We start from the raw sequence: 23,310 nt of genomic DNA on the forward strand, positions 1-23,310 counted from the left end.
GATTTGCGCCAAGAAACTCACTGAAAAAAAGATTAAATGAAAAACAAAAACTATCTGTTTTTATGTTTACGCCCCTTTACATGGCATAAGCCATTCCTTTTTCTCCGTGTCTTTGTCGTTGTGGACTGTGTTCTGGACTATTTTGTTCTTGTCCTCTTTCGTGATGACGATGATGATGATGGTGATGATGGCGTCTTTGTTCCGCTAGAGGGGTTTGCAATAGCTGTTCTTTTGCGTTTTCTACAGCTTTCGTATAACCATCAACGGCATCAACGAGCAATCTAAAACCATCTTCAGCTGCTCTTCGTGCTTGGCTTTTTATGCCAAGTGTTTGGTGGCCCGCAAGCTTATGTATAGACTCAGGATTTTCAGCAAGTTGATTTGAAAGGTCTTTTCCTTTACGGGGATCTGTAAGTATGTCTTGCAAGTGTTTCTGAAAAATATTGTCCTTTCCATAGACAGTTGCACCCCAATGTATGACCTCTTCCCCATATGCTTTAACATGTGGATCTTTTAAAAGTATGACAGTTATTTGCTCCGTTGTGAGGGAAGATGGAGATCTTCCTCTTTGGTGCGGAGCAACCGTTGTATAGTCGGTTTCAGGACTTTCTCTTCCCCGATCAGGATGTCTCCCTCTTGAAAGAGGAGAAACGCTGCTCACTGATGCGTATAGAACTTCCTCTTCACGTTTTGGGGGAGCAACCGTTGTGTAATCGGTTTCAGTTTCTCGCTGTCTTTGCTTAGGGTGTCTCCCTCTTGAAAGAGGGTCAATTTCGCTAACTGATGCGTATATTAGCTCTTCTTCTTGGTTTTGGGTGCGCTGGTTTCCTCTGTTTGGTTTATTAACTGTTGCATAGAGGGCTTCTGGATTTGCAGAAGGATGTGAATGATGTTTTTTCATACATATTTCCTTTCAATATTTTTAGAAAACCTCTTTGGTGCATTCCCCACTTTTAGTTTTGATAACTTTTATATAAGGAAGATATCCAACCGAATGACCTCCAAAGATTTCGCGCTATTCAATATTGATATGTAATGAACATTTATGTCTTTTATACAGTTTTTTTATGAAATTTTATCAATAAGTTATGATAAATTATAGGATTCTTTTTTAGAACTATTTTTTGTAATATTTTAAAACAACTCTTGGTGCAATCACGATAAAATGATTTGCACCAAGAAACTCACTGAAAAAAAGATTACATGAAAAACAAAAACTATCTGTTTTTACGTTTATGTCCACTTATATGGCATAAGCCATTCCTTTTTCTCCATGTCTTTGTCGTTGTGGGCTGTGCTCTGGACTATTTTGTTCTTGTCCTCTTGCGTGACGATGATGGTGGTGGTGGTGTCTGTGTTCTGCGTCTCTTTCTGGACTTTCTTGTCTTTGATCTCTTTCCTGTTCACGTGTAAACTGTTTATGGAGCTTTTGTACCGTACGTATATGCTTCTCAAGAGCTGAGCAAAGGGGAGAAAAACCATCTTCAGCTGCTCTGCGATTGGGGCTTTTTACGCCAAGCACTTGCCTACCAGCGAGCTTAGCAGGGCTTTCAGGATGTTCTGCAAGGTCCCATAAGACTCTTTCTGCATTCTTGGGATCGTCAAGAATCTGAGCAAGTGGTTCATTCAAAGCATGTGCGTTACCATAAACAACTGTGCACCATTCTTGGGTTACTCTTATACCATGTTGAAATTCTCTGCTTTGTAAAAGCTTTGTTGTAACCACATCTTTTGGGGTTCTGGGAGGGGGTGTTGCTCCTCTGCCAACACCTTGATAGATGGGATTTTCTCGTTGTTGGGACTCTTGCCCGCCTTCAGCCCCCATGCCAACAGTTGCATAGACAGATTCGAGTGGTTTATGGGGAGAGAGTCCACCATTTGCACCAAAATCAAGCTCTGCGTAGAGATGTTCTGGTTTTTGAGGTTCTTGACCGTCTTCAGCGCCCATGCCAAGTTTTGCATAGACAGATTCTAGTGGTTTTTGAGGAGAGCGTCTACTATTTTTGCTAAAATCAGGCTCGGTATAAAGATGTTCCTCTGGTTTTGGGGAACGTTGCAAATCCTGAGTACTTTCCCTCGATGTATCGTAGAGGGGGTTTCTTTGTTCTTGGAACTCTGTTTCACCCGATGTTAGATTAACGACTGCATAGGGATTTGTAGGGTTTTCCGGAGAAGGCTCACGCGAACCTCTGCCAACCGCTGCATGGGTAGCTCCTAATGGGTATTGGGGGGCATAGATAGTTCCTAGTGGCTGTTGAGAAGGGGGCGTGTTATATGCACCTGTTCTTGGTGTATTGTAGGGAGAATTTTTTTGCTCATTTGTTCTCCCTCTCGGTCTGTCGTAAGGAGATGCTTCGCTTGGTATGCGCCGACCTCCGCTTCTTTGTGATTTATCCACTTGTGCGTATAGAGCTTCTGGGTTCTGGGGAGCTGGTTGTGGATGACTTTTTTTCATGGCTGTTTCCTTTCAATATTTTTAGAAAACCTCTTTGGCGCATTCCCCACTTTTTTGATATTTTTTAGGACAAAAGAAGAATATCAAACTGAATGGTCTCCAAAGACTTCACGCTATTCATATTGATATGTAATGGATATTTATGTCTTTTATACAGTTTTTTTATGAAATATTATCAATAAGTTATAGTAAATTATAGGATTCATTTTTAGGACTATCTTTTGTAACATTTTAAAACAATTGGTGGGCGCAATGGAGATAAAATGATTGGCATAAAGAGTTCTGTTGGAAGGCAAAAGTTTACGCGTTTTTAGCCGGTAAGAGCCAGCGATGAGGAACGACTAACTTTCAAGCTGCGAGCTTGGCATTGTGCTTCTTGGGTGTTCTTTACTGTATTCGCAATTTCTTTTGCTTTGCTTTCCGATGTCCCAAGGAGGCACGCTAGTCTGGTATGGTCTTTTTCTTGTATGGCTTTACGATCTTCTGAGGATAGACGATTGTGTAGTTGTCGTGAAAAGGTATGGAGTTCTTGTCGCAGTGAATGAGAATGCAATAAAGCTTCCCTTTGTTGTTCTTCTGGTAAGGCAAAAAGGTTTTGTAAATTTTTTCTAGGTTTTTCGACAGTGTGGTTCAGGCGATTTTGTTCTCTTTGGTGTTGCTCTAGAATTGCATCTTTTGTTTGTTGTGTTATTGCGCCATAATTTTTAAGGGCTTGGCTGAGTTGTGGAACAGCCTGTTCGGCTTGTCTGCGATTTGAACTTTTCATGCCAAGTATTTTACTCCCAGCAAATTTAGAAATTGATTGAGGGTTTTGTAAAGTTTCATCGGCAAACTGATTTCCTAAGTTTGGAGCTACCGTTATGATATCTAATGTTGTCTTTAAGGTGTGGGTTTTACCATAAACAGTCTTTGATAAATTTTCGATTTCTTTTCGGCTCCCTTCAACATAAGCGTCATTTGAAATCCTTTCAAATAACTCTTCATCGGTAAGAGGGGCTAATGTTTCTTTTGGGATCAGTGTTTCTTTTAAGCTTTGAACGTTGGTTTTTTGAAAGCAGAGGCGGGCACCGTTTTGTAATGTTTTGACTTGTTCTGGGGGAAGATCATCTTTGTGTCCGACGACGAAAGCTCCCTCTACTTCCATGACAAAACCTTCTGCTGAAAAACCTCTAAAGATGCCTTCATAGGTTACATCTTCTTTTGCAGCAACAACAACACGATTGTTAATTTCATCCAATCCAGCGTTTCTCATTTGGGAGATGAATTCTTTTAAAACAAGGGATTTTTGCGGATGCGTGATATCTTCAAAAAGATCTTTCATCGGTTGGGGATTGCCATATTGCATGGCTTCAATACAAGCTGCTGTCATGCGTCCTTTTGTGATGAAAGAAAAGTCAATGGTATGTCCTGCGGCTTGTCCAAGTTTTTCCATAAACATTCGATTGACGCGCCCATTGCCTTTTCTAAAAGGATGTGCGTGCTCTAGCGCCATAAAAACTTCAGCGGCATTTTCAGCAAATTCTTGGCGCGATAAACCTTTTAAATTGTTCTTTTCATTAAGTATTTTTTCGAGTTGTGTGAGTTCTTTTTGAATCTGCGTTCCAATAGCAAAAGGAATTTCATAACCTTTGGGACGCATCGCCGGCATATGGGCAGAGGTGCCGTCTTCAAATGTAAAGGATGTATCGCGGGTGTGGCCCGCCCATTCAAAAGTTTCGTAGAAGAGGCTCCAGTGGATTAGTTTTAGATAGGAAGCATCAAATTTTTGTGGGGGTGGTTCATGGCGAAAATTTACGGCTGCTTTAGTGACGTCATGGGTACTGCGTTGATACAGTTTTTTAGGGTCTTTGATGCCATATTTATTTTTGAGTGTTTTGGTTCCTTTATATAGATAATTTTGCTCTAACATGTAATCTCTCCTAAGTAGGTAGGGTGGTGGTTGATGAGCGTCTTAAACGCTGCATGTGAAAAATTCCCCTTCGCGTATTCTTTTGAGATTTTGGTTGTTATGAGAGGGAGCACTTTTCCCTCCAGTGTATGGGATGTATCAATCGTTTTGTGATGCTTTTGAAAAGCTTTTCTGATGTTTCCTTTGTTTATTATCTTGTACTGTAAAATGCTGGTATTTAGGACGCTGATATGAATCCCATAAGTAGTCAGAAAATGGATTTTCTATAAATTGACTCTGGGTAAAATCTTCGTTTTTTGAGGTGTAAGGAAGAGGTCAAAAAGAAAAATGTTGCTTAAAATTGTTTTTTTCCTTTAACAAAGTTGTTTGCAAGAGCGCTTTGATGAGGAGCGTGGATATAGCGGGTGTAATCGCTCTTGGTTAGCGGATGGTGCTGGTACTTTTCATACACAGCTCTCAGATTGGTGAATCTATGGGCAAAAGCAGTCATCAAAAATTTTTCTCCATTATGTTTTTCTTATTGTTCCATATGAATATCTTGCCATACGAACATCTCTTTTGTGTATTTTTGCAACAAAATGTTTTTTATTTTTGTATTGTTGCTCTTATTATATTGCGCTGCTTTAAGATCCATAAGAGAGGAAACCCTTTCTTTGGTTGGGGAGAAAAGCCTTTTTCAGCGCTTTATCATTAAAATAGAACACTTTATGATATCGTAAAGAGGGAAAAGCTTGTATAAGAATGATTTATTCATTTTGATGTATATCTTAAATATTTTTTGGGAAAAATCGATGTTCTTGAGTGTAGGTGTTTTGAGAGTTGTTGTCTCAAAGATCAACCGTTTTTTTTTCTTAAGTCTTGATATTGGTGATTAGCGTTGTGAAATGTTTTTGCTTGTTTGTAGGGGATAAATTATAAACAAAAAGCTTTGTAGGAATGTATTTTCAGAACGCTCTCAAGTGGAAATGTTGGTTTGGTTATAGGTGATTTGAGGGGGGGGACTTTCTTGTAAAGACGATGGGTATTGGTAAAACGATACACAAAATACAAAAAGGAAAAAACACGGATTTTTTATCATGTTTTCCTTATGTATGAAGAAGCGGTCAAAAACTTTTTGTTAACGGGTTTTTAAAAAATAGAAATGTATGTTGTTTTTGTGGTTGGTCTTTTCATAGTCAAGATCTCGTAATAAGAAGTTAGTTTTTCTTTTGTGGAGCAAAGCGGTTTTTTGCAGCTGCGGCTAACATTTCTTTCCTTCTGAAATAGATGGCGCAACCACATCGCGAAGGGGAGCCTTGCATCAGAATAATTTGTTCATCTTGACGCATTTCTCGAATAACTTCGTGGGGTAAAATGAGTGCTCTTTTTAAAATATTCATATAACCACGAAAATCGACTCCATCTAAGACAAATAAAATAGGCTTTTGTAGCTTTCGTTGGTAGTAATCATGACGTTTAAAAGGAATTAACAATTATCCTGTCCAATTGCTTTGGACATGGTGTATATGCTATGTGCAAAATTGGTGGTAGGGCGCTTAAGTAGTCTGTTTTTTGCATGTATGATAAGAATATTAAAATATCTCTTTCACATAGGTGTTTAAATCAAAAAAACAAAGTTTCATATTTTTAGTTGGCCATAGCAAGTGTATTTGAACGATTTTGTGTGCGTGTGTAGAATTGGCTATGAGTGTTCCTTGCTTTTTGAACAATGTCGGTAATTTCTCGTGCTTTCTGTTCTGATATACCAATACTTTGTGCAAGTGTTTCATAATCTTTATTTGTGATCGCACTACATTCGTTTGATGAGAGACGATGTTCTAAACTGTTTATAAAAGTACGGAGCTCTTGGTGTAATTGAGGAGATTGAGACAAGATTTCTCTTTGTTTTTCCGGTGATAAAGCAAAAATATTTTGCAAGTTTTGACTGGGATTCTCTACCGCTTTTCCAAGGCGTTCTTGTTTAATTTTATGGTCTCGAGTGACTATATTATAGGTAGCTTCTACAGTATACACATAATTCTCAATTGCAAGAGAGAACACATCAAGATAATTTCGAGCGTGTACACGTGCCGGATTTTGTAGACCGCATATACTAAAACCTGCAAGAGGAGAAACAGAGTGCGGTGCCTGTTTAATCTGATTAGCAAACTGTCTGCCTAATTCTGGATTTTTAATAATCTCTTCTATCTGTTCGTTTAATACGTTTGCGTCACCATAAACAGCTTTTGCGTAAGCTCGGACTTGCTTTTGAGCTTTGAGAACGTAACTATCTAGCGCAACTGTTTTGGCACATTCACTTTTTGTGAGAGGCGCTAATGTTTCTTTTGGAATAAGCGTGTTTTCAAGCTCTTTGCTGTTGGGGGCGGTAAAGGTAATGATATCACCAGGTTTTAGTGTTTTTAATCGTTCTGGTGTGAGATCATCTTTGCTACCAATGATGTAAGTTCCTTGCATATCGAGTATAAAACCTTCTGAATAACAACCTTTATAAGTTCCTATATAGGTTTCTCCTGCCTTTGTTGCCATAACAAGGCGATCATCCACGTTGCGTCCCGTATTGTTTATGTGGTCCATAAATTCTTTTAAAAGACGTATTTTGGGGGGATTGGAGATATCCTCAAAAAGATCTTTCAACAGTTGTGTATTGCTATATTGCATTGCTTCGCTACAGGCAGCCATCATACGTTTTTGTGTGACAAGCGAAAAGTCAAGCTGATGTCCTGCAGCTTTGGCAAGATTTTCAAAAAAGACTTGTTCTGTGTGCTCATTGCCATCTATGAATGGGTGGATTTTGTGAAGAGAATAAAATAGACTCGTTGCTTCCTTGACAAATTCTTCGCGTGTTAAGCCTTGCAAATTGTCTTTTTCGGCAAGCGTTTGATCTAATTTTTGTAAGAGTTCAGGGATTTCTTCACCGGTTGCAAAATTATTGCCCCATTCCATTCTTTTCATTTCTGGCATGGCGGCAATGCTATCGTCTGTAAATGCGAAGGGGATATGGCGCAGATGTCCAGCCCATACAAAGGTATTTTTAAACAATTGTTGGTGGATATGGCATAGATAAGTTGAATTAAAATATTCTGGCAGGGGTTCTGCACGCAGATTGATCATGGCTTTTTGCCTATCATGTGAGCATTTTTCCAGAAAACGTTTTAAATCTGTTTCTCCATATCTATTTTTGAGAATTTGGGTACCAAGATAGATATAATTATGGGGTGAGGGAATTCCTTTTGTTTTTTCTTTTGCTTTGGGCATTGTTATATTCCTTATAATGTTACATTGTCTATGAGAGTGTGTTAAACTTTTTGTTTGAAAATCCCCCACGCATATTGTTTTGAGATGTTGAGACTTGGGTGAGGAAAAAATCCCTCAAATTCGTAGGTGTTTTTGAGTGTATCAATCTTTATCTTGGCACTTTTTTCTTTTACTGAGAGAGAATGGTTCATTTGGGTTGTTTTCATGCATATTGTCTTTTAATTTTTTTGTAGAAAAATTTCCCTATAAAAGCGGTGCCTTCAAAAGTTTCCTGATAGGATTCTCAAGGCATAGATATGATTGGTATTTATTATTTGGAGATGAGGAGAGTGCTTTATAAAGAAAATTGGCATTGGTAAGCACAGGCATAATACCATCATTTAAAGACTTTTCCCCATATTTTTCTTGTTGTATCAAGCGGGAATTCCTTCTTTATAGGCTTTTATGAGATAGAATCTCTGCTTTTATCCTTTGATGTTTTTGTTTTGATGCATTGCCTCCATTAGAGGGTGTTTTTTAGTTTTTCTTTTGTGGAGCAAAGCGGTTTTTTGCAGCTGCGGCTAACATTTCTTTTCTTCTAAAATAGATCGCTCGACCACAACGTAAAGGGGGTTGTCCTTGCATCAGAATAATTTGTTCATCTTGACGCATTTCTTGAATAACTTCGTGGGGTAAAATCAGGGCTCTTTGTTGGTAATTGACGTTGTATGAACTCTTTCCTAAAGATAAACCTCTTGATTTGTTTGTTCCGGTTACTTCAACGGTCATTTGGCCACAGCGTTCTGAAATGTCTTTGGCAGTTTGGAGATCTTTAATGGCAGCATAGCTGACAAAGGAACAACTTTCAAACCATGAACGTGCTCCTGCTTCTCCAAAGTGGTTGACCAACTGGCCAGAGGATTGATAGAAGAGCATCAAGGATGTACCGTATTTACGTCCACGGTCGCGGGCTTCTTCTAAAATATTCATATAGCCTAAAAGATCAACTTCATCTAAGACAAATAAAACACGCTTTTTATAGTTACCGTCTGCTGTAACCATGGCATTGAGAAAGGCGCCAATAATCACACGTCCAATAGCTGGATAACTGTTTAAAATGCTTGCGGGGAGATTGAGAAAAACATCTGTATTGCCATTGGTAATATCTGAGGAAAAAAAATCATCTCCGCAGACAAGATCTGCATAATTGGATAAAGAAAGCCATTGGGTGTCTTTTGAGGCGGTGGTATAAACCCCTGAAAAGGTTTGCTCTGCCATTTCTGTAAAAATACCAACCATTTCACGAATAAAAGGAGAAGGTGTTGTTTCTTGAATCATGCGTAATTGATTAACAACAGCTGTTTCTGATTGAGAGAGAATACCACGCAATGTTTTTAAATTGCGCTCGCTGTCTTCATATTCATCAGAAAATACAACATGAGCAAGAAGAGCTGTTAATAGATTATGGGCTTGTGTTGAGAAATATTCCGCTGAAGAATTATCTGATTTTTTATCTGTAAGAAGCAACTTTGAAAAGCTTACAATATTTGCTTCGCGTTGTGTGCGTGGTACGCTGTCGTCTAAAAGCCAATCGATGACATTAAAGTTTTTTGTTAACAATGAGTTAGGATCGAGAACAATGACATTTCTATTTCCCATTTTTTGACGCGCAAATTTGACCATTGGGGCAACTTCTGTTGAAGGATCAAGACAAATAATAGACCCTGGATAGGTTAAACACGTAGGAACTACTGTACTTGTTGTTTTATAGCCACCAGAACCAGCAAAAAAGATCATATGAGTTGAACCAAAATCAAGATTAAAGGTTAGCAAAGGGGCTGTTCCACCCTTTCCCCATGTTGTTTTATTGCCAGGTGCAAAGGGAATGTTGCACACATTATCTTGATCGACACGGTATCTTTCACCCACAACAATTTGCCCATTGGCAGGAAAGATTTTTGCTGCCTCTCTTAAATTCATCCAAGCGGCCTCACCAAAAATACCTTTTTTTGCACGCTTGACCTTACTTTTAGGGGGAAGGGTTGTTACGAATTGAATGATGGAAAAAAAAACACCAATGATGATGCCAAAGACAACCATGGGGTCCATGAATTGAAGAGCATAGCCCCATGTTATTCCTTGTTGGCCAACATAGGGACTTAAACGTTTTATTTCACCACCAATATAGTAAAGAGCGGTTGTTCCAAAAAAGACAACCGAGACAAAAGTGATTATTTTACGTAAGTGCAGTTTTTGCGACAGACTATACAACAATGAAACAGCAGCCGTTAGTGCTAAGACTAATAAAGGCTCAGAACGAAGAGTCCAATAAATTTGATCGCTCTTTAGTCCATTTGTTATTAACAGTAAAAAATGAGGGACAAGGAATATCGTTAAAGCACCTAAAGCGATTGGTGTTAAAATAAGTACCATTTGTGTTTTGGTATATTTCATTGTATTTTACTTTCAATTCTGTCAGAATATGTTGCGAAGTGCTCTTTTCCAAGTGTGTGATATGAACTCTCATCTCTTTTTGCAAAGGTGCAGATAACGCCAAACAGTTTTCGTTTATGAGCCTTTCTCATTAAGGAGGAAGGTTTTGTCTATTCTTAGCAGGCCATAGCGAATGCTTTGGAACGGTGCATTGTGCATACTTGTGCTTGCTGGTGTACTTCTTTGGTTTGCTTAATAATTTGTGTAATTTGTTTGGCTTTATTTTCTGATACACCAATGCTTTGAGTCAATGTTCCATAATCATTATTTTGAACTGCGTTATGTTCATTTGGTGAGAGACGGGTGTTGATCTTTTTTACAAAGTTGCTGAGCTCTTTTTGACATAAAGGATTTTTTGCTAAAGCTTCTTGCTGTAATTCTTTTGGCAAGGCGAAGAGGTTTTGCAAGCTTTGACTTGGCATTTCTACCATTTTTGCAAGGCGACTTTGTTCTGTTGCATGTTCTTGCGTAATTTCCTTTTCAGCATGTCTCACTGCATGGGCAAAATTTACAACGGCAGTACAGAGCATCTCAAGATGATTTTTAGCGTTTGCACGTGCCTGATTTTGTAGTCCACATAAACTGAAACCGGCAAGATGAGAAATAGAGTGCGGTGCTCTTTCAATCTGGTTGGCGAGCGGTTGGCCTAAGTTTGGATTTTTGATGATTTCTACCATCTGTTTGTCTAATATTTTTGTACTACCATAAACAATTTTTGACAATTGCTGAACCTGTTTTAGGCTTGCGTGGACACAAGAATCTTCTGCAACCATTTGGGCCGTTTCATTTTCTGTCAAAGGGGCTAATCTTTCTTCTGGAATGAGAATGCTTTCAAGCTTTTTTGTTTTGGGAACGGTAAAGGTAAATCTATCACCAGGTTTTAATGTTTTGAGTTGTTCTGGCGTGAGCTGTTCTTTATTGCCGATGATGTAAGCGCCTTTCACATTGAAAGCAAAGCTATCATAACCAGCACCCCTATAGGTACCTGTGTAAGTTTCACCTTCTTTTGCAAGCATAACAGGACGATCATTAACATTGCGCCCAAGTTCTTTCATGTTGTCCATGAATTCCTTTAAAAGAAGTATTTTATTGGGATTAGAGATATCTTCAAACAGATGTTGCATTGGCTCTAGGTCACCATTTTCTGCTACAGCAACACTGGCGAGCATCATGCGTTCTTTTGTAACAAGTGAAAAGTCAAGCTGATGCCCTGCGGCTTTGGCGAGATTTTCAAAAAAGACCCGTTGTGTACGTCCATTTCCTCCCCTAAAAGGATGGAGTTGGTGAAGGAAGTTAAATAAGCTTATTGCTTCAGCGTTAAATTTCTCACGCGTTAAGCCTTGCAAATTATCTTTTTCGGCAAGCGTTTGATCTAATTTTTGTAAACCGTCTTGGATTTCATCGCCGAGTGCAAAAGGATTTTCCCATCCTGTTCTTTTCATTTCGGGCATGGCGGCAATGCTATCGTCTGTAAATGCGAAGGGGATATGGCGCAGATATCCAGCCCATTCAAAGGTATTTTTAAATAAGTGGTGATGAATAGAGCATAGATAGGAGCTATCAAACTTTTCTGGTAAGGGGGCTTCACGCAGATTAACCATTGCTTCTGCTGTATCATGTGAGCATTTCTCCAGAAAGGATTTTAAGTCTTTTATTCCATATTTATTTTTGAGTGTTGTGGTGTTTGGGTAGACATAATGATGGGGAGAAACTGTCTGTATATTTTTTGTCTTTGCTTTTGCTTTTGGCATTGTAGCTTCCTTATAATTTTACGTTATCCATAAGAGTGTTAAATTCCTCGAGTGAAATATTCCCCTTTGCGTATTCTTCTAAAATTTTGAGTGTTGTAGGATGAAGCGCTATTCCCTCTATCGCATGGGTGCTGATGGCTGCTTCAACGGCTTCACGGCGTTTTTTTAATTCTTCTTCTGTCATCGATAAAAGGTTTTCTCTATTTTCTGTTTCGTTGATTTTCATGCATTTTTTCTCTTATTTGCAATCGTTGCTTTAAAAGAGCCTTTGGCAGCCGGTGTAATCTTCTTTTAGTCACCTCCAAAGATGTTTCGTTGTTTGAAGGGATCGTAATAAATTTCTGTGACCTTAAATTTTCCTTCAATCCGTTTGCATTGGATGATGATATCAATCATTGAAATCAACAGTCCTCGAATATCATCACGCTCTAAATCACCACCGCCTTCACTTTCTTTGACCAAAAGGGTCATCTGCTCAAAGGCTGCAAGGGCTGTTGATGCGTGAACCGTCGTAATGGAACCTGGATGGCCTGAATTGACATTGCGGATATAATAAAAGGCTGTACCATCTCGAAGTTCTTGCAAAAGAATACGATCAGGACGCATCCGTAAAGATGATTCAAGCAACTCTTTGGGGCCAACGGAGGCTAAGCCTTGTCCATCTTTTGAATAGAACATTGAGACATGGTTAGGGTGTGGTATCACCAATTCTTGCGTGTCTTCAATGGTGATAATACGCTCTTCTTGAGGGATTTTGGCGATTAATGCTTTTGATAATGTTGTTTTACCCGAACCGGTTTTTCCCGCAATTAAAATATTTTTCTGGCATGCTACAGCTTGATTTAAAAAAGAGACAAAGTCTTTATTACAGTAGGCATGAGCTAAGTTATGCTCGATGATTTTGAGTTCGTTAAAACGAGAATGATAGTCATGCAAGGGCGTGAAAGAGACCTGTTCACAGAGCGAGAAGAGGCCCTTATTTGCGAGCTCTTCGAGAGAAAAACTCTGCGATGACGGTTTGCGAATTGTCATACTAATCGTGTCTTTTTCGACAGCGGGTGGAATGACAATTTGAATACGCTCATTGCCTGGTAGCGTTGCAGATAATATTGGGTTTTTGTCCGATATGTTTTGCTTGGAATAGGATGCTACAACTTTCGCAATCCCCATAAGCTCATTAAAAGAGAGCCCCGGTGCTTCTATTGTTTTCCATCCATCAAATCCTTCAGTCATGACTTGATAGGGACGATTGATAACAATTTCAAAGAGTCTATCATCTTTCAAAAAAGCACTGATGGGTTCAAGTTTTGTGAGAACAATCGCAACGGTTTCATCGCTCATGGTATGTAAGTTTGAGTTCATTCTAAAGTTACCGCCGAATTTTTGTAAAAGTTTCTTGAAACAGCTCGATTGATAATCTGTTTTTTGTTTTCGATGACTTTCAATTTATAAACGCTGGAAAAATCTAAATCGCGGGCAACAAAGATATTCACCATTTCCCCTTGGTTTTTGGATAATGTTGGAGGAATATTGGCGTAATTTTCTACGAGAATGTTTGCGATGTTTTGTCCTGAAGAGATTGTTTCAGTTTCTTCTTTTTCCTGTTTTTTTGATAAACGTTTATTGGCATAGTGTGTTGCATCTTTTATTAGTGAGACAAGAAGCGCAGACCCAATCCTCTCGAGCCAATGGTTATCAATATCTCCATCCATACCAGAACGCCCTAAAGCATCCGTTGCCGGTGAAGCTAAAGATATAATGATACCATTGGGGGTTTTTGCTCTATTCCATAGTACAAAGAGACGTGTTTGGCCTTTTTTCAATCCGGCGCGATATTCACCAACAATTTGGGTGCCTTTATCAAGAAGCACAACACGACCATTGTCTGATAAGATATCTCTGGAGATGATACAACTGGCAAAACCTTGTTGATCACTGTTGATGGCTGTTTCTAAAATACAAGGAATAGAAGTTCCCATCGCGATGATGTAGTTTCGATTGCCAAGGGTTGAAGCACGAATACCTTCAAGCACTGTGGGTTTGAGAAGATGATTAAAACGTTGTGTCGTTTCATCAGGTTTGCTTTCAAGTTGGTGAGGCAAAGCACCATTATTTGTTTGTGAATCTATTTTGCCTTGTTGTGTACTTGCATAAGCTAATACAGGAGCACGTTGTGCTGCTTCCAGCAGTGAGTTATCAGAATTTAATTGATTGATGTTTGGTGTTGGTAGCTCGACTTTTGGTAATAGAGCGTTATTTCGTTGAGGCTGTTCAAAGGGGGGAGGGGTAGGCTTTGCAGGACGAAAAAGCTCTGTTTGTTTTATAACTTTTCCTTCTTTTGAAGATTCAATTGGTTGCTTTTTGTCTGTAACAAGTGTTGAATAGGCTAAATAAAGACAGACACTGAAAAGAATAATAAGAGCAATAGCTTTCCCCACATTGTTCTGTTGACTTTTCCCTTGAGCATTTTTTATTGTATCGCGATCATTAATGCTTTTTTCATCCACGGTGTTATTCATGGCTGCTTCCTAGGTTCACTTTACGTTGTACAGATGGTGATGTCGTACCTGTTTCAGGATTAATTCCTTTTGGTACGAACCTTTTGTTAAAGATGCACAATACTTCATTCCCACGTCGTAGCGTGAATTGTGCAGCTGTTGCATGAACAATAACCTTGTTGCCTTTAATCGATTTGGGAATAAGCGCTTCTTGCCCATCAGGCGATACAATGTAAATGGCAGGGATTTCAATGTTGCCTAAAAAGGTAAAGGTTGTTGTTTTCCCATTATCATAGACAGAAGCAGGTTCAATAAGAGATGAGCCTTGAGCTTCATAAGCCCAATTGCGTGGTCCAAAATCTTCATGGATATTTAAAATATCATTGACAAAGTTTTCTTCACGTTGTTTTTCTTTTTCTGCTTCGGCTAATTTCTTACGTAAGGCTTCATCTTCTGGATAACGAAACTTTACCAAGAAATACGTCTCATTGCCGGCTGAAACATCGCCTTCACGGACTTGTAGCTCGAATTGATAAGAGCGTTGTGTTCCATCTTGACGGCTTGTGACAATTTGTAAATTTGTCACAGGCTGAACTTCACGTGGTTTGAGAAAAACAAAGTGTCCAGCCGGTGCAACTTGCCAAGCAACCGAATTTCCAATTCCTACATAGGTTACTTCTTCATCAACGGCAAATTCTAGTTGAACCGAAGAGCGAATGGAGCCAATGATTTGTACGACGTTGTAGGGGTCATAATTGACAAATCTGATGCGGTTATCTTTACGTGCACTGACAGGCGCTGTTTCCGCAAGTGAGAGAGCTGTGTGAAAGCTGACAGTGATCGTAAAAATTAAAGAGATTGTTTGTAAAAGTCTGATCATTTTATCACCTCTGGATCAGATCTATATTCCGATACTTGAAAACCAAGAGGGTTGATAAGACGATCAGACGTTGAAATGTGTGCGTTCACGTAGGAAAAATTTAAGATTGAAATCCAATGGGAAATATTTTCTTTTTCATTCAAGTCTCTGATCGTTTTATAGTAACGAACTTGGATAAGATCTTTACTTATAAAAGAGATTGATTTGATTGTGATCGTAGCAATCATGTTATGATAAATATTTTGCGGACTTTCTGGATTATTGCCCGCGTACCATTTTGCAAAACGGTTTTGTTCTTTTGGAGAAGATAAAAGAGAGACTAAGCGAAAATTGTTTTCTGCTTCTGATGCTTGAAAACCTTCACGAGCGCGAACGTATTGGCTGGCAAAATAACGCGTTATCGCTTCATCATAGTCGTTAGGGGATTCTTTTAGGGCGCTTACAGTATCAATAATACCTGTTGAGTTATCAACGCGGATAACAAAAGGCTCTACCGTTTTCAAAGGTGTCAAAGCTGCGACAGCTAAAGCCAGCGCAATTGTCATCAATCCAAAAAGCACTGTTAAAGCCATGGAGATTTTCATCCGCACGCGCATGCTATGCATGCGATCAATGTCAAATGAGCGCGCTTCTTTTATATATTCTTCAAGGGCATCACTTTTCACGCATAACCTCCACAGTTTTATCAGATCGTGCTTCATGAATAACCGACTTTAATAAAGCTGAATTGGCTGTTACTTTTTCACTTTCCAAAGTATTGAGAATGATGGGAGTGGTAACAGGCTTTACACTCTTTTCTGGGTAGACAATGTTTTTATTGTCCCAATTCCACTTATCTTTATTTAAAGCGCGTGTATGTTTGCCATTACAGCGTGGTGGTTTTTTAGGGCCACTCAAAGAGGCACAACCAGTAAGAGCGATTGTTAGGACCATAACAAAAGTTATTTTTCGTTTCATTTTTTGAACTCACAAATATCTTGGAATACAATGCATGAGAGCCTTTGTTCTGAACATTTTTACAAGTTTATGTGATGCAAGGTTTTGATTGGTTTTATTGTTAGACCCAAGATGTTAGATCTTATCTGGAACAGGATCATGGCGTGTACGCCAAAGGGCGCACACAAGGCAAAAACAAAAATGCTTATTCTTTTAAAGAGGTGTTTTATCTTAAAATCGACCACGACCGCCTCCAGATTTACCTGCTTTTGCTGCCGCCCCTGCCGCACTTCTAACAGCGTTACCGGCAGCTCCTGAGATTTGTGAAGTGGCACTTTTTACTGCATTGCCACTCGCTCTTGCACCATTGGAAAGCATTGTAAAAATCTGTCCTCCTGAAGAGACACCAGCGTTAAAGTATGGTCCGCCAGAGGCCAGCGCTGTTGCAATACCAGGAAGCGCACGGAAGATAATAACTCCTATGATCGAAATGACGATGACAGGGGGAAAAAGAACATAAATTGATTCATATGAAACTTTGAGAACCTGTAGGATAACTTGACATATAATGGTTCCAAGCATGATTACGAGAACTTGTAAAATGGTAAAATTGATCAAAGTTGTAATCCATGCATCGGAGTATTTTCGCGTTGCATTGAACAAATACAAACTAATGAATAGAGGCCCAAGACCTATAATCATGACGAGTGCAACTTGTGCAAACATTTGCACAATAAAACCACCTATACAAAAAAGAATAACCGCGAGAAGCATGATAGAACCAAGAAGACCCACAATGATCTTTTCAAAAAACCAAGCATTGTATAAGACTTCTTGATAACGTGAACTTGCCTTTAACAAAATATAATCAAAAACATTGGAGCTTGCAGGATTACTGTTAAGCGCATTCCCAATAGCATTGGATAAATCATTGAAGAAAATATCCTTGACATAAGTATTAAATGTATCCGCATTCGTTGCCATTGTTGTAACAACAACGATTTTAACAACATTATTGAGAAGACTATGCATGGAAAGCGCAACGCGACCTGTCATAACATTATAGCCATAAAGAAAGATAAAAATGATTGCGGCGAGATTTAAGGGCGCTGAAATAGCAGAAGATAGCCCACTCACCGTTGTGTCCATCACATTATCGAGGGGTTTTAAAATATACCCAGAAACGCTTTCAAAGGGAGAAAAACTAAAGTCTGACATCTGTACGCGCACTTTCAAGTTTTTCTTTTAATTGTTTTTCTTTTTCTTTTAACTGTTTTTCAATATGTTTATGCTTTTGTTGTTCCTTTTCTTCACGCAATTCGTCTTTTGTTTTCGTATCTCTTGCTTGAATCATATCAAGAGACTGAAGTTTTAAAGAATTCACTTGAAGATCGGCTTGAAGAAGAGAAAGTTTTATTTGAAGCTCTTGTTGAAGGGCTTGCAATTCTTCAGGCTTAGTGTCTTTTTTTGATTGAATATTTTCAAATTGATGATTTATTTCTTTGATTTTATTTGCAGTGTCAGTTGCTGTTTTATAAATAGTTTCAGCTGTTTCTGATTTTGCAGCATTTAATTTTTGTGTGTTCTCGAGTGCTTGTTTATAATATTCATCTACATCGGGTGGCGTTTGTGATATTGCATGAGAAATAAAAGAAAAAGATAACAGTGTAACTAAGCCATATTTTTTCATTGATTTTTTCTCCTTTGATAAAATATGGGCAGCCATTTGTCAGGGTCAGCTCCATATTCGTTGATAATTTCATTCATGAGTTCAATGTTTTTTGTTGTGCCGCTTAAAACGGCGATCTCATCATTCATTCCACGTAAGTTAAGTTCTGCAACGACGGAACTTTGTCCTTGTTTGATGAGAAAACGACGGGATTCTCTGCTTAACTCTGACTGTATCAGTTCAAATTCACGCTCAGTAAGTTTGAAAGCTTCGACATAATCATTGTAATTTGCTTTTTGATTTGGAAAAAATATTTGGGTGGGGCATTGCTCAATGATTGTGTGCGCGATTGTTGAGTTCAAAGCATCTTTAGGGCTTTGTGTTGCAAAGAGCATCATGCCATTTTGTTTACGAATTGTTTTTAGCCGATCTTGCGCAAAAGCTTTAAATGAATCATCTTCTAAAGCTTTCCAGAATTCATCAACGACGATAATGATGCGCCGCCCATCAATCAGATCAAGAATGCGGTGAAAGAGATACATCATTAAGGGGCGCCGAATTTCTTCATTATCTAAGAAATCGGTCATGTCATAGCCAATGAACTGCGCATTTAAATTGAGATCATCTTGGTCATTATCAAAAACCCATCCTAAATCATTGCCTCTAATCCAGCGTTGCAGCCGTATGGCAATTCCTTCTTTGGATGTGTTGTCAAAAAACAGTTGAAGGGCACCAAGAGAGCGCTGGGTTGGGGGTAAGTTTTCCAAGGAATCAATGGCTTTGGCGATATCTTGTCGCTCTTCTTCTGTTACGATTTGCCCTTCAGCGGTCACCAGCTTTAAGATCCAATTACGAAGAAAGATTTTATTTTTTTCGGTGTATTCCATGCCCTTTAAGGGAGCAATACCCGTGGGCTGCCCATTTTTTAAAGGTTTGTATTTCCCTCCTCCAGCCCGTACAAAAATCTCTGCTCCTTGATCTTTATCAAAAAAAACCATAGTTGGATTGTGTTTTTGTAATTGTGCAAGAAGAAAATTAACAATCACTGTTTTACCAGATCCTGATGGACCACAAACAAATGTGTTTCCAAGATCGCCATAATGAAAATTAAAATAGTAAGGTGAACCAGCCTGTGTTTTTAGCAATGCGACAGCAGCTCCCCAAACATTATCGTTCAGTTTGCCAACAGGGAAAGAATGGAAGGGCGATAAAGCAGCAAAATTTCTGCTGGTAATGGCGCCTGAACGCGCACGATAGCTAAAGTTTCCAGGAAGCTGTGCCCACCATGCTGCTTCCAATCCTAAATCTTCTCTGGCAATCACGGCTCCCCCATTGGTTAAATGGGAACGTGCTTTTGATAAGTTTTCAGACAATATTTTGGGATGATCAGCAAAAACAGCTAAAGAAATGTGGTGTTCTCCCAAAACAAAACGGTTTGATTCTAAATCATCTAGCGCTTCATCCAGTGCATCGATTTGTGAGCTAGCACGGTCAGCTGCATTGATCATTTGATTTTGTTTGCGGCTCATAATCGCACTGGCGGCTGCCTTACTTTTAAAGACAAAGGATTGTGTTAAAATGAATTCAAATGGCACCGTAAGCAGACCATCAGTCATACCTGGGCGTGTTTTAGAAGGATACTCTTTCCATCCAAACATGCCCACAAAGCGTTCATTGCTTTCATGGCGAATTTCGATAATTTCTTTCCCAAAAATAACACGATCCGAGTAAATTGTTGAAGCAATAGTTCCAAATGTGAGAGGAATACGCTCACGTCTTCCCCCCACTAGCTGGTGGAGAAATTCACTTTGTTCGGCAAATAAAAGTCCTTCATGTTCATAGATTGATAGTAGACGGACTTCATACTCTTCCAAACCTTGCATAAGATCTTGACTTAACTCTTCGAGTTTACGAATAGCTTCTTCATCGGGCTCAGATTGTGTTTTCTTCGCTTTGCTCAAGCGCTGAAAAAATGAAACCAGCTTTTCTGTTTTATCCGCAGCCGGATTCCAAACCAGTGAAATAAATAGATCATTTCTATACAGTTCTTGCGAAACCATTTTCTTTTTATATTTTTCATCTAATGTTGTTGCAAAAGATGAAAGAAAATGACCTTCTGGGTATATCGTTTCACGGCGGCGGATGATGTGAGAATATAAAGCAAGCCGTTCATCTGCGATATTTTTTAAAAGGGTGTTTAATTGGTTGTGTAAAGAATTTAATTGATCAATATCCGCGGTGTCGAAATTTATACCCTCAACAGCCATCACAACCATTAAAGAGCGTGAATTTAAAGCAACGACATGTTGGTTGATGTAGCGTATATAGGGAATATATTCTTCAGGCAAAGTTTCCCGTTTCATTATTGACATCTGTTTCACCAATTTCGTTCCTTCAGCTTAGTTCCTTATAAGTGCGGATAAGGCGTAAAGGGGAGGTTGAACCTCCTCCCCATCGGTTGAGGTTTTTTTGTTTTCCTCGGGTATTGAGCCATGCAAATAATACGCGAAATTGGTTGTGATCGTACTTTGTCACTTCTCGCAAAATAAAGTGTATCCCAATCCCAAGACCAAACATGGTAAAATCACTGGTCAAAATGAAAAGAATGGATGTCGCCATGACATTGAGCGCCATGGCTTCCATTGTAACACCAGCAAACATGGCTGGGCGCGTACAGGCAAGGAAAAGAGTATCTTCGTTCATTTATGTTGTGCCCGCTAATTTACCGACAAGAGCAGGGGCACCAAAAACAATAGCAATCCCCAGAACACAGTAAGCTGCTTTGCGTAAATCAATAAAGCCGTACATCCAGCCAATCCCCACAGCAGCAACACATATAATAGCAATAAGCTTTGCCGTTGGACCCGTCATCATTGTGACAATGTTGCCTAAAACACCATCAAGATTTCCCAGACCACCTCCACCAGTAGTAGAAGAAGCAGCATAAGAAAAATCAGATACAAAAACTGCCGTAAAAAGCAGCATGGTCACGATAAAAATGATGTTTTGGAATCTATTATCTGTCATTTTACCTCTCTTTAACAAATAATATTTGTTCATATGTCGACATTCCATTGCCTCTAACAAACTGGAAAGTGCTGTCATTTGATGACAGTTTAATTCTTCTCGTTTGTTTGTTTTAAAAGCCTTGATCGCGGATCTGTTCACTCTCAAGCTCTTCTTCGTAAAGAGACAGAAGTCTTTTCAAATTGAGATTGTGTTACATGAAAATGGCAATTTTAAGTTGTGTATATTGGTAAAAATAACAATATTAAAATAATGAAAGAAAGAATATCATTCTTTACAAAATGTAGTTAATCTGCAACACTTATATTTGGATTTTTTCTTTAAAAACAAGGGGATTGCTGATCAATAATCTGACATGATAGGAAAAAAACGAATTTTTTGAGCGAGCGTGTTAAGAGATGCTATTTAAATTGATTGTTATTATTTACATTATGGGGGCTACGGTGTGGGGATTAAGCCAATATAAAGATAAAATGGATTTCAGCATTCTTAAAACATTTGAGACGCAAGATATCCAAGATATTGTCGATCTCTATCGAGAAGAAAAAAAGTTGGGTAGATCTATCACCAAACAGCAATTAGAAAAAAATGAACCAGCTCTCGATTTGCAGAAGAGTGTTTCATTAAATGATGTTGCAAATAATGCTGTTGTTTTTCATGGTAAGGCTTCTGTTACAAGTGGGGTTACATTTAAATTACTGACGCCTGCTGCACAATCTTGGCGCTCACATATCTCCCGTGATATTCATCTTTATGGTGTGGACACATGTGCACCCCGTCAAAAAGCAAGATTAAATGATCAAGAATGGCCCTGTGGTGCGGTTACAACGGCTTGGCTTGTCACCAAAACACTTGGGCAGGATTTATCCTGTAAACAGGCTTTGATGCACAATGGTGTTTATTATGCGCAATGTTTTGTTCAAGGGGTTGATTTAGCTGAGGAAGGTCTTAAAGAAGGTATGTTGGTACTCTCAAAAGAGGGGAAAAATCCTATTCCAGCCCAGTATCATCATGCGGAAGAAAAAGCACGTGGCAACAAGATTGGTCTTTGGTCGAGTGATTTCACTGAACCTTTAAAATGGCGGCGAGATAATGGATCCTATAACCCCTTTGCTAGTCCATGATTGGTTTTAACGAACATATTTACTTAAATTTTTATAGAGAAAACTTTATCAATAAAATTGTACCAAATCGTAGAGCAAATTTGAATAAACGGTGAGATTATTTTCGTTTAGGAAGTAAATGGATGGTACTTCCCTTTTCAAGGGAGGGTTGCTTTCAAAATCGCTTCTCTATTTTTACTTATGTGTTTTATAAAAGCAGGAAAATGTCATTGTTGGTGGCAAAGCATTTTTGAGTATTTGTGTTTGAAGGAGAAAGTGAGGCGATAAAAAACGCTCAAGAAACGGATTTCTAGAGCGGTGTTGATAAAAGTAAAAAATAAACAGACCCCAAAATGGTGTAACGTTTGATATAACGGATAAAATCTTTCACAATGCCTTAAAAGAATTCATAGCAAAAGTTTTTTCATCAGAATTTTTGTCTTCAGGATTGGATCACGTTTTTTACTTCTTTAAAAGTGATCAATCTGTTGCATTCCTTGAAAAGCTTTCATAATTATCTGCTTTTAAATTCAGATTTCCAAATGATGGATGGATTTCAAATAGACTCTACACGAAGAAATCTTCGTAAAATGATTTGCATTGCTGATTGTTTTCTATATATCACAAAACGTTTCTATTTAGGCCTCGATGGAGGAACAATAATCAACATACAAATAGGTAAAAAGAGTTCATACTTTTTTGTTATGGCTGCATAGTCCATTGATCGTGAGACTTAAGTATTATAATGCTCATAGGCTTTCTATAGGGTTAGGGGCGATGCCTATTGCAATGTAACTATTTGAAATCAGTTGGACAAAAGCATTAATGCGTCTTCTGATTTCATCATTTGTATTCAGTTTGGGCTCTTTCCCTTCTCATTGTATTTTATGACAAACTCATACGATGGCTATTGTGAGCTCTTCTTGCGTTATTTTACTCAGAGTATTCACTTTAAAAGCAAGCAAGTGATAGTGAGGCTGTATTCTCATACAGTGTGAAAATTCAACCCTCATTTGGGGGGATGATATTAACAGATAAGGTATTTAAAGAGGAGTAAAATGAAAAAAATTATTTATTATGCATGACTCTATTATTCGTCGTGGGGTGTGAAAAACCTATAGCGTAGAAGATTTAAAAAAAGATGCAAAATTAAGAGAAGAATGGGGAACGAAGTGTTCTCTTTCAGGACAAGCTGTTAAGGAATCTAAAAACTGTCAAAATGTTTTACAAGCAGATACTGAAATGTTTTTCTCGCCAAAGCTTGATGTTACAGACCGTGGTCATGCATCTCAACAGTAAAGTGTGATATAAAAATTCTAAAATAAAGAAGTTACGGCTCAACGAATGCTCGCTTC

18 protein-coding genes and 2 pseudogenes are annotated in these 23,310 nt (G+C 38.6%); 2 read left to right on the plus strand and 18 right to left on the minus strand.

The genetic code is table 11. From position 1 onward, the window contains the following. Nucleotides 1-76: 76 nt before the first annotated feature. The 18 genes and pseudogenes from ACFINS_RS06730 to ACFINS_RS06815 form a co-directional block, all read right to left on the minus strand. A complete protein-coding gene (locus ACFINS_RS06730) occupies nt 77-901 on the minus strand; it encodes a BID domain-containing T4SS effector (protein ID WP_375638520.1) in 825 nt (274 codons plus the stop codon). A 342-nt stretch (nt 902-1,243) separates the two neighbouring features. Further along, a complete protein-coding gene (locus ACFINS_RS06735; protein WP_375638521.1) occupies nt 1,244-2,455 on the minus strand; it encodes a BID domain-containing T4SS effector in 1,212 nt (403 codons plus the stop codon). Nucleotides 2,456-2,765: 310 nt separating this feature from the next. Beyond that, nucleotides 2,766-4,364 carry a BID domain-containing T4SS effector gene (locus ACFINS_RS06740; RefSeq protein ID WP_375706014.1) on the minus strand — a complete coding sequence of 533 codons (1,599 nt, stop codon included), beginning with the start codon at nt 4,362-4,364 and terminating at the stop codon, nt 2,766-2,768. A gap of 1,196 nt (nt 4,365-5,560) precedes the next feature. Next, nucleotides 5,561-5,743, minus strand: a pseudogene (locus ACFINS_RS06745) (type IV secretory system conjugative DNA transfer family protein); the annotation flags it as partial. 247 nt (nt 5,744-5,990) lie between these two features. Continuing rightward, nucleotides 5,991-7,619 (minus strand): BID domain-containing T4SS effector, encoded by a 1,629-nt coding sequence (locus ACFINS_RS06750; RefSeq protein WP_375706015.1) that lies wholly within the window; start codon nt 7,617-7,619, stop codon nt 5,991-5,993. 516 nt (nt 7,620-8,135) lie between these two features. Next, the gene (gene traG / locus ACFINS_RS06755; RefSeq protein WP_375706016.1) at nt 8,136-10,052 is read right to left on the minus strand and encodes a Ti-type conjugative transfer system protein TraG; all 1,917 of its coding nucleotides are present in this window, start codon (nt 10,050-10,052) and stop codon (nt 8,136-8,138) included. A 155-nt stretch (nt 10,053-10,207) separates the two neighbouring features. Beyond that, nucleotides 10,208-11,842, minus strand: a complete 1,635-nt coding sequence (locus tag ACFINS_RS06760; RefSeq protein WP_375706017.1) for a BID domain-containing T4SS effector — start codon at nt 11,840-11,842, stop codon at nt 10,208-10,210. A gap of 10 nt (nt 11,843-11,852) precedes the next feature. Next, nucleotides 11,853-12,068 carry an antitoxin VbhA family protein gene (locus ACFINS_RS06765; protein ID WP_375646341.1) on the minus strand — a complete coding sequence of 72 codons (216 nt, stop codon included), beginning with the start codon at nt 12,066-12,068 and terminating at the stop codon, nt 11,853-11,855. 65 nt (nt 12,069-12,133) lie between these two features. Then, entirely contained in the window at nt 12,134-13,204 is a 1,071-nt protein-coding gene (gene virB11, locus ACFINS_RS06770; RefSeq protein WP_375706018.1) for a P-type DNA transfer ATPase VirB11, read from the minus strand. After that, the gene (gene virB10, locus ACFINS_RS06775; protein ID WP_375627908.1) at nt 13,201-14,361 is read right to left on the minus strand and encodes a type IV secretion system protein VirB10; all 1,161 of its coding nucleotides are present in this window, start codon (nt 14,359-14,361) and stop codon (nt 13,201-13,203) included. The genes virB11 and virB10 overlap by 4 nt, the downstream gene beginning before the upstream one ends. Beyond that, on the minus strand, nt 14,354-15,220 hold the full coding sequence (gene virB9 / locus ACFINS_RS06780; RefSeq protein WP_375612192.1) for a P-type conjugative transfer protein VirB9: 867 nt from the start codon (nt 15,218-15,220) through the stop codon (nt 14,354-14,356). The genes virB10 and virB9 overlap by 8 nt, the downstream gene beginning before the upstream one ends. Next, a complete protein-coding gene (locus ACFINS_RS06785) occupies nt 15,217-15,921 on the minus strand; it encodes a virB8 family protein (RefSeq protein WP_375610599.1) in 705 nt (234 codons plus the stop codon). The genes virB9 and ACFINS_RS06785 overlap by 4 nt, the downstream gene beginning before the upstream one ends. Then, on the minus strand, nt 15,875-16,177 hold the full coding sequence (locus tag ACFINS_RS06790; RefSeq protein WP_375706019.1) for a type IV secretion system protein VirB7: 303 nt from the start codon (nt 16,175-16,177) through the stop codon (nt 15,875-15,877). Before ACFINS_RS06790 ends, ACFINS_RS06785 begins: the two co-directional genes overlap by 47 nt. A gap of 210 nt (nt 16,178-16,387) precedes the next feature. Beyond that, a complete protein-coding gene (locus ACFINS_RS06795) occupies nt 16,388-17,374 on the minus strand; it encodes a type IV secretion system protein (protein WP_375610597.1) in 987 nt (328 codons plus the stop codon). Continuing rightward, nucleotides 17,361-17,846: a type IV secretion system protein VirB5 gene (locus ACFINS_RS06800; protein WP_375646890.1), complete on the minus strand. Its 486-nt coding sequence runs from the start codon at nt 17,844-17,846 to the stop codon at nt 17,361-17,363. Before ACFINS_RS06800 ends, ACFINS_RS06795 begins: the two co-directional genes overlap by 14 nt. Continuing rightward, complete coding sequence (locus tag ACFINS_RS06805; protein ID WP_375706020.1) at nt 17,843-20,197, minus strand: VirB4 family type IV secretion/conjugal transfer ATPase; 2,355 nt, start codon at nt 20,195-20,197, stop codon at nt 17,843-17,845. Before ACFINS_RS06805 ends, ACFINS_RS06800 begins: the two co-directional genes overlap by 4 nt. A 22-nt stretch (nt 20,198-20,219) precedes the next feature. Beyond that, entirely contained in the window at nt 20,220-20,528 is a 309-nt protein-coding gene (locus tag ACFINS_RS06810) for a type IV secretion system protein VirB3 (protein ID WP_273723684.1), read from the minus strand. Continuing rightward, nucleotides 20,529-20,852: a TrbC/VirB2 family protein gene (locus ACFINS_RS06815; RefSeq protein WP_375613587.1), complete on the minus strand. Its 324-nt coding sequence runs from the start codon at nt 20,850-20,852 to the stop codon at nt 20,529-20,531. 398 nt (nt 20,853-21,250) lie between these two features. Between ACFINS_RS06815 and ACFINS_RS06820 the strand changes: the two genes are divergently transcribed. Both ACFINS_RS06820 and ACFINS_RS06825 read left to right on the plus strand, forming a co-directional pair. Next, complete coding sequence (locus ACFINS_RS06820; protein WP_375638527.1) at nt 21,251-21,976, plus strand: hypothetical protein; 726 nt, start codon at nt 21,251-21,253, stop codon at nt 21,974-21,976. Nucleotides 21,977-23,125: 1,149 nt separating this feature from the next. After that, nucleotides 23,126-23,254: pseudogene (locus tag ACFINS_RS06825) on the plus strand (hypothetical protein); the annotation flags it as partial. Nucleotides 23,255-23,310: the final 56 nt, after the last annotated feature.

It is taken from the genome of Bartonella sp. AA2SXKL, assembly GCF_042197205.1.
Lineage (GTDB): Bacteria > Pseudomonadota > Alphaproteobacteria > Rhizobiales > Rhizobiaceae > Bartonella.

Coding starts and splice junctions, on each gene's coding strand:
- ACFINS_RS06790 (WP_375706019.1), bottom strand. CDS start 16,177: ATGAAACGAAAAATAACTTTTGTTATGGTCCTAACAATCGCTCTTACT.
- ACFINS_RS06795 (WP_375610597.1), bottom strand. CDS start 17,374: ATGTCAGACTTTAGTTTTTCTCCCTTTGAAAGCGTTTCTGGGTATATT.
- ACFINS_RS06750 (WP_375706015.1), bottom strand. CDS start 7,619: ATGCCCAAAGCAAAAGAAAAAACAAAAGGAATTCCCTCACCCCATAAT.
- ACFINS_RS06805 (WP_375706020.1), bottom strand. CDS start 20,197: ATGTCAATAATGAAACGGGAAACTTTGCCTGAAGAATATATTCCCTAT.
- ACFINS_RS06820 (WP_375638527.1), top strand. CDS start 21,251: ATGCTATTTAAATTGATTGTTATTATTTACATTATGGGGGCTACGGTG.
- ACFINS_RS06785 (WP_375610599.1), bottom strand. CDS start 15,921: ATGAAGCACGATCTGATAAAACTGTGGAGGTTATGCGTGAAAAGTGAT.
- ACFINS_RS06735 (WP_375638521.1), bottom strand. CDS start 2,455: ATGAAAAAAAGTCATCCACAACCAGCTCCCCAGAACCCAGAAGCTCTA.
- ACFINS_RS06730 (WP_375638520.1), bottom strand. CDS start 901: ATGAAAAAACATCATTCACATCCTTCTGCAAATCCAGAAGCCCTCTAT.
- traG (WP_375706016.1), bottom strand. CDS start 10,052: ATGAAATATACCAAAACACAAATGGTACTTATTTTAACACCAATCGCT.
- ACFINS_RS06815 (WP_375613587.1), bottom strand. CDS start 20,852: ATGACAGATAATAGATTCCAAAACATCATTTTTATCGTGACCATGCTG.
- virB10 (WP_375627908.1), bottom strand. CDS start 14,361: ATGAATAACACCGTGGATGAAAAAAGCATTAATGATCGCGATACAATA.
- ACFINS_RS06810 (WP_273723684.1), bottom strand. CDS start 20,528: ATGAACGAAGATACTCTTTTCCTTGCCTGTACGCGCCCAGCCATGTTT.
- ACFINS_RS06760 (WP_375706017.1), bottom strand. CDS start 11,842: ATGCCAAAAGCAAAAGCAAAGACAAAAAATATACAGACAGTTTCTCCC.
- ACFINS_RS06800 (WP_375646890.1), bottom strand. CDS start 17,846: ATGAAAAAATATGGCTTAGTTACACTGTTATCTTTTTCTTTTATTTCT.
- ACFINS_RS06765 (WP_375646341.1), bottom strand. CDS start 12,068: ATGAAAATCAACGAAACAGAAAATAGAGAAAACCTTTTATCGATGACA.
- ACFINS_RS06740 (WP_375706014.1), bottom strand. CDS start 4,364: ATGTTAGAGCAAAATTATCTATATAAAGGAACCAAAACACTCAAAAAT.
- virB11 (WP_375706018.1), bottom strand. CDS start 13,204: ATGAACTCAAACTTACATACCATGAGCGATGAAACCGTTGCGATTGTT.
- virB9 (WP_375612192.1), bottom strand. CDS start 15,220: ATGATCAGACTTTTACAAACAATCTCTTTAATTTTTACGATCACTGTC.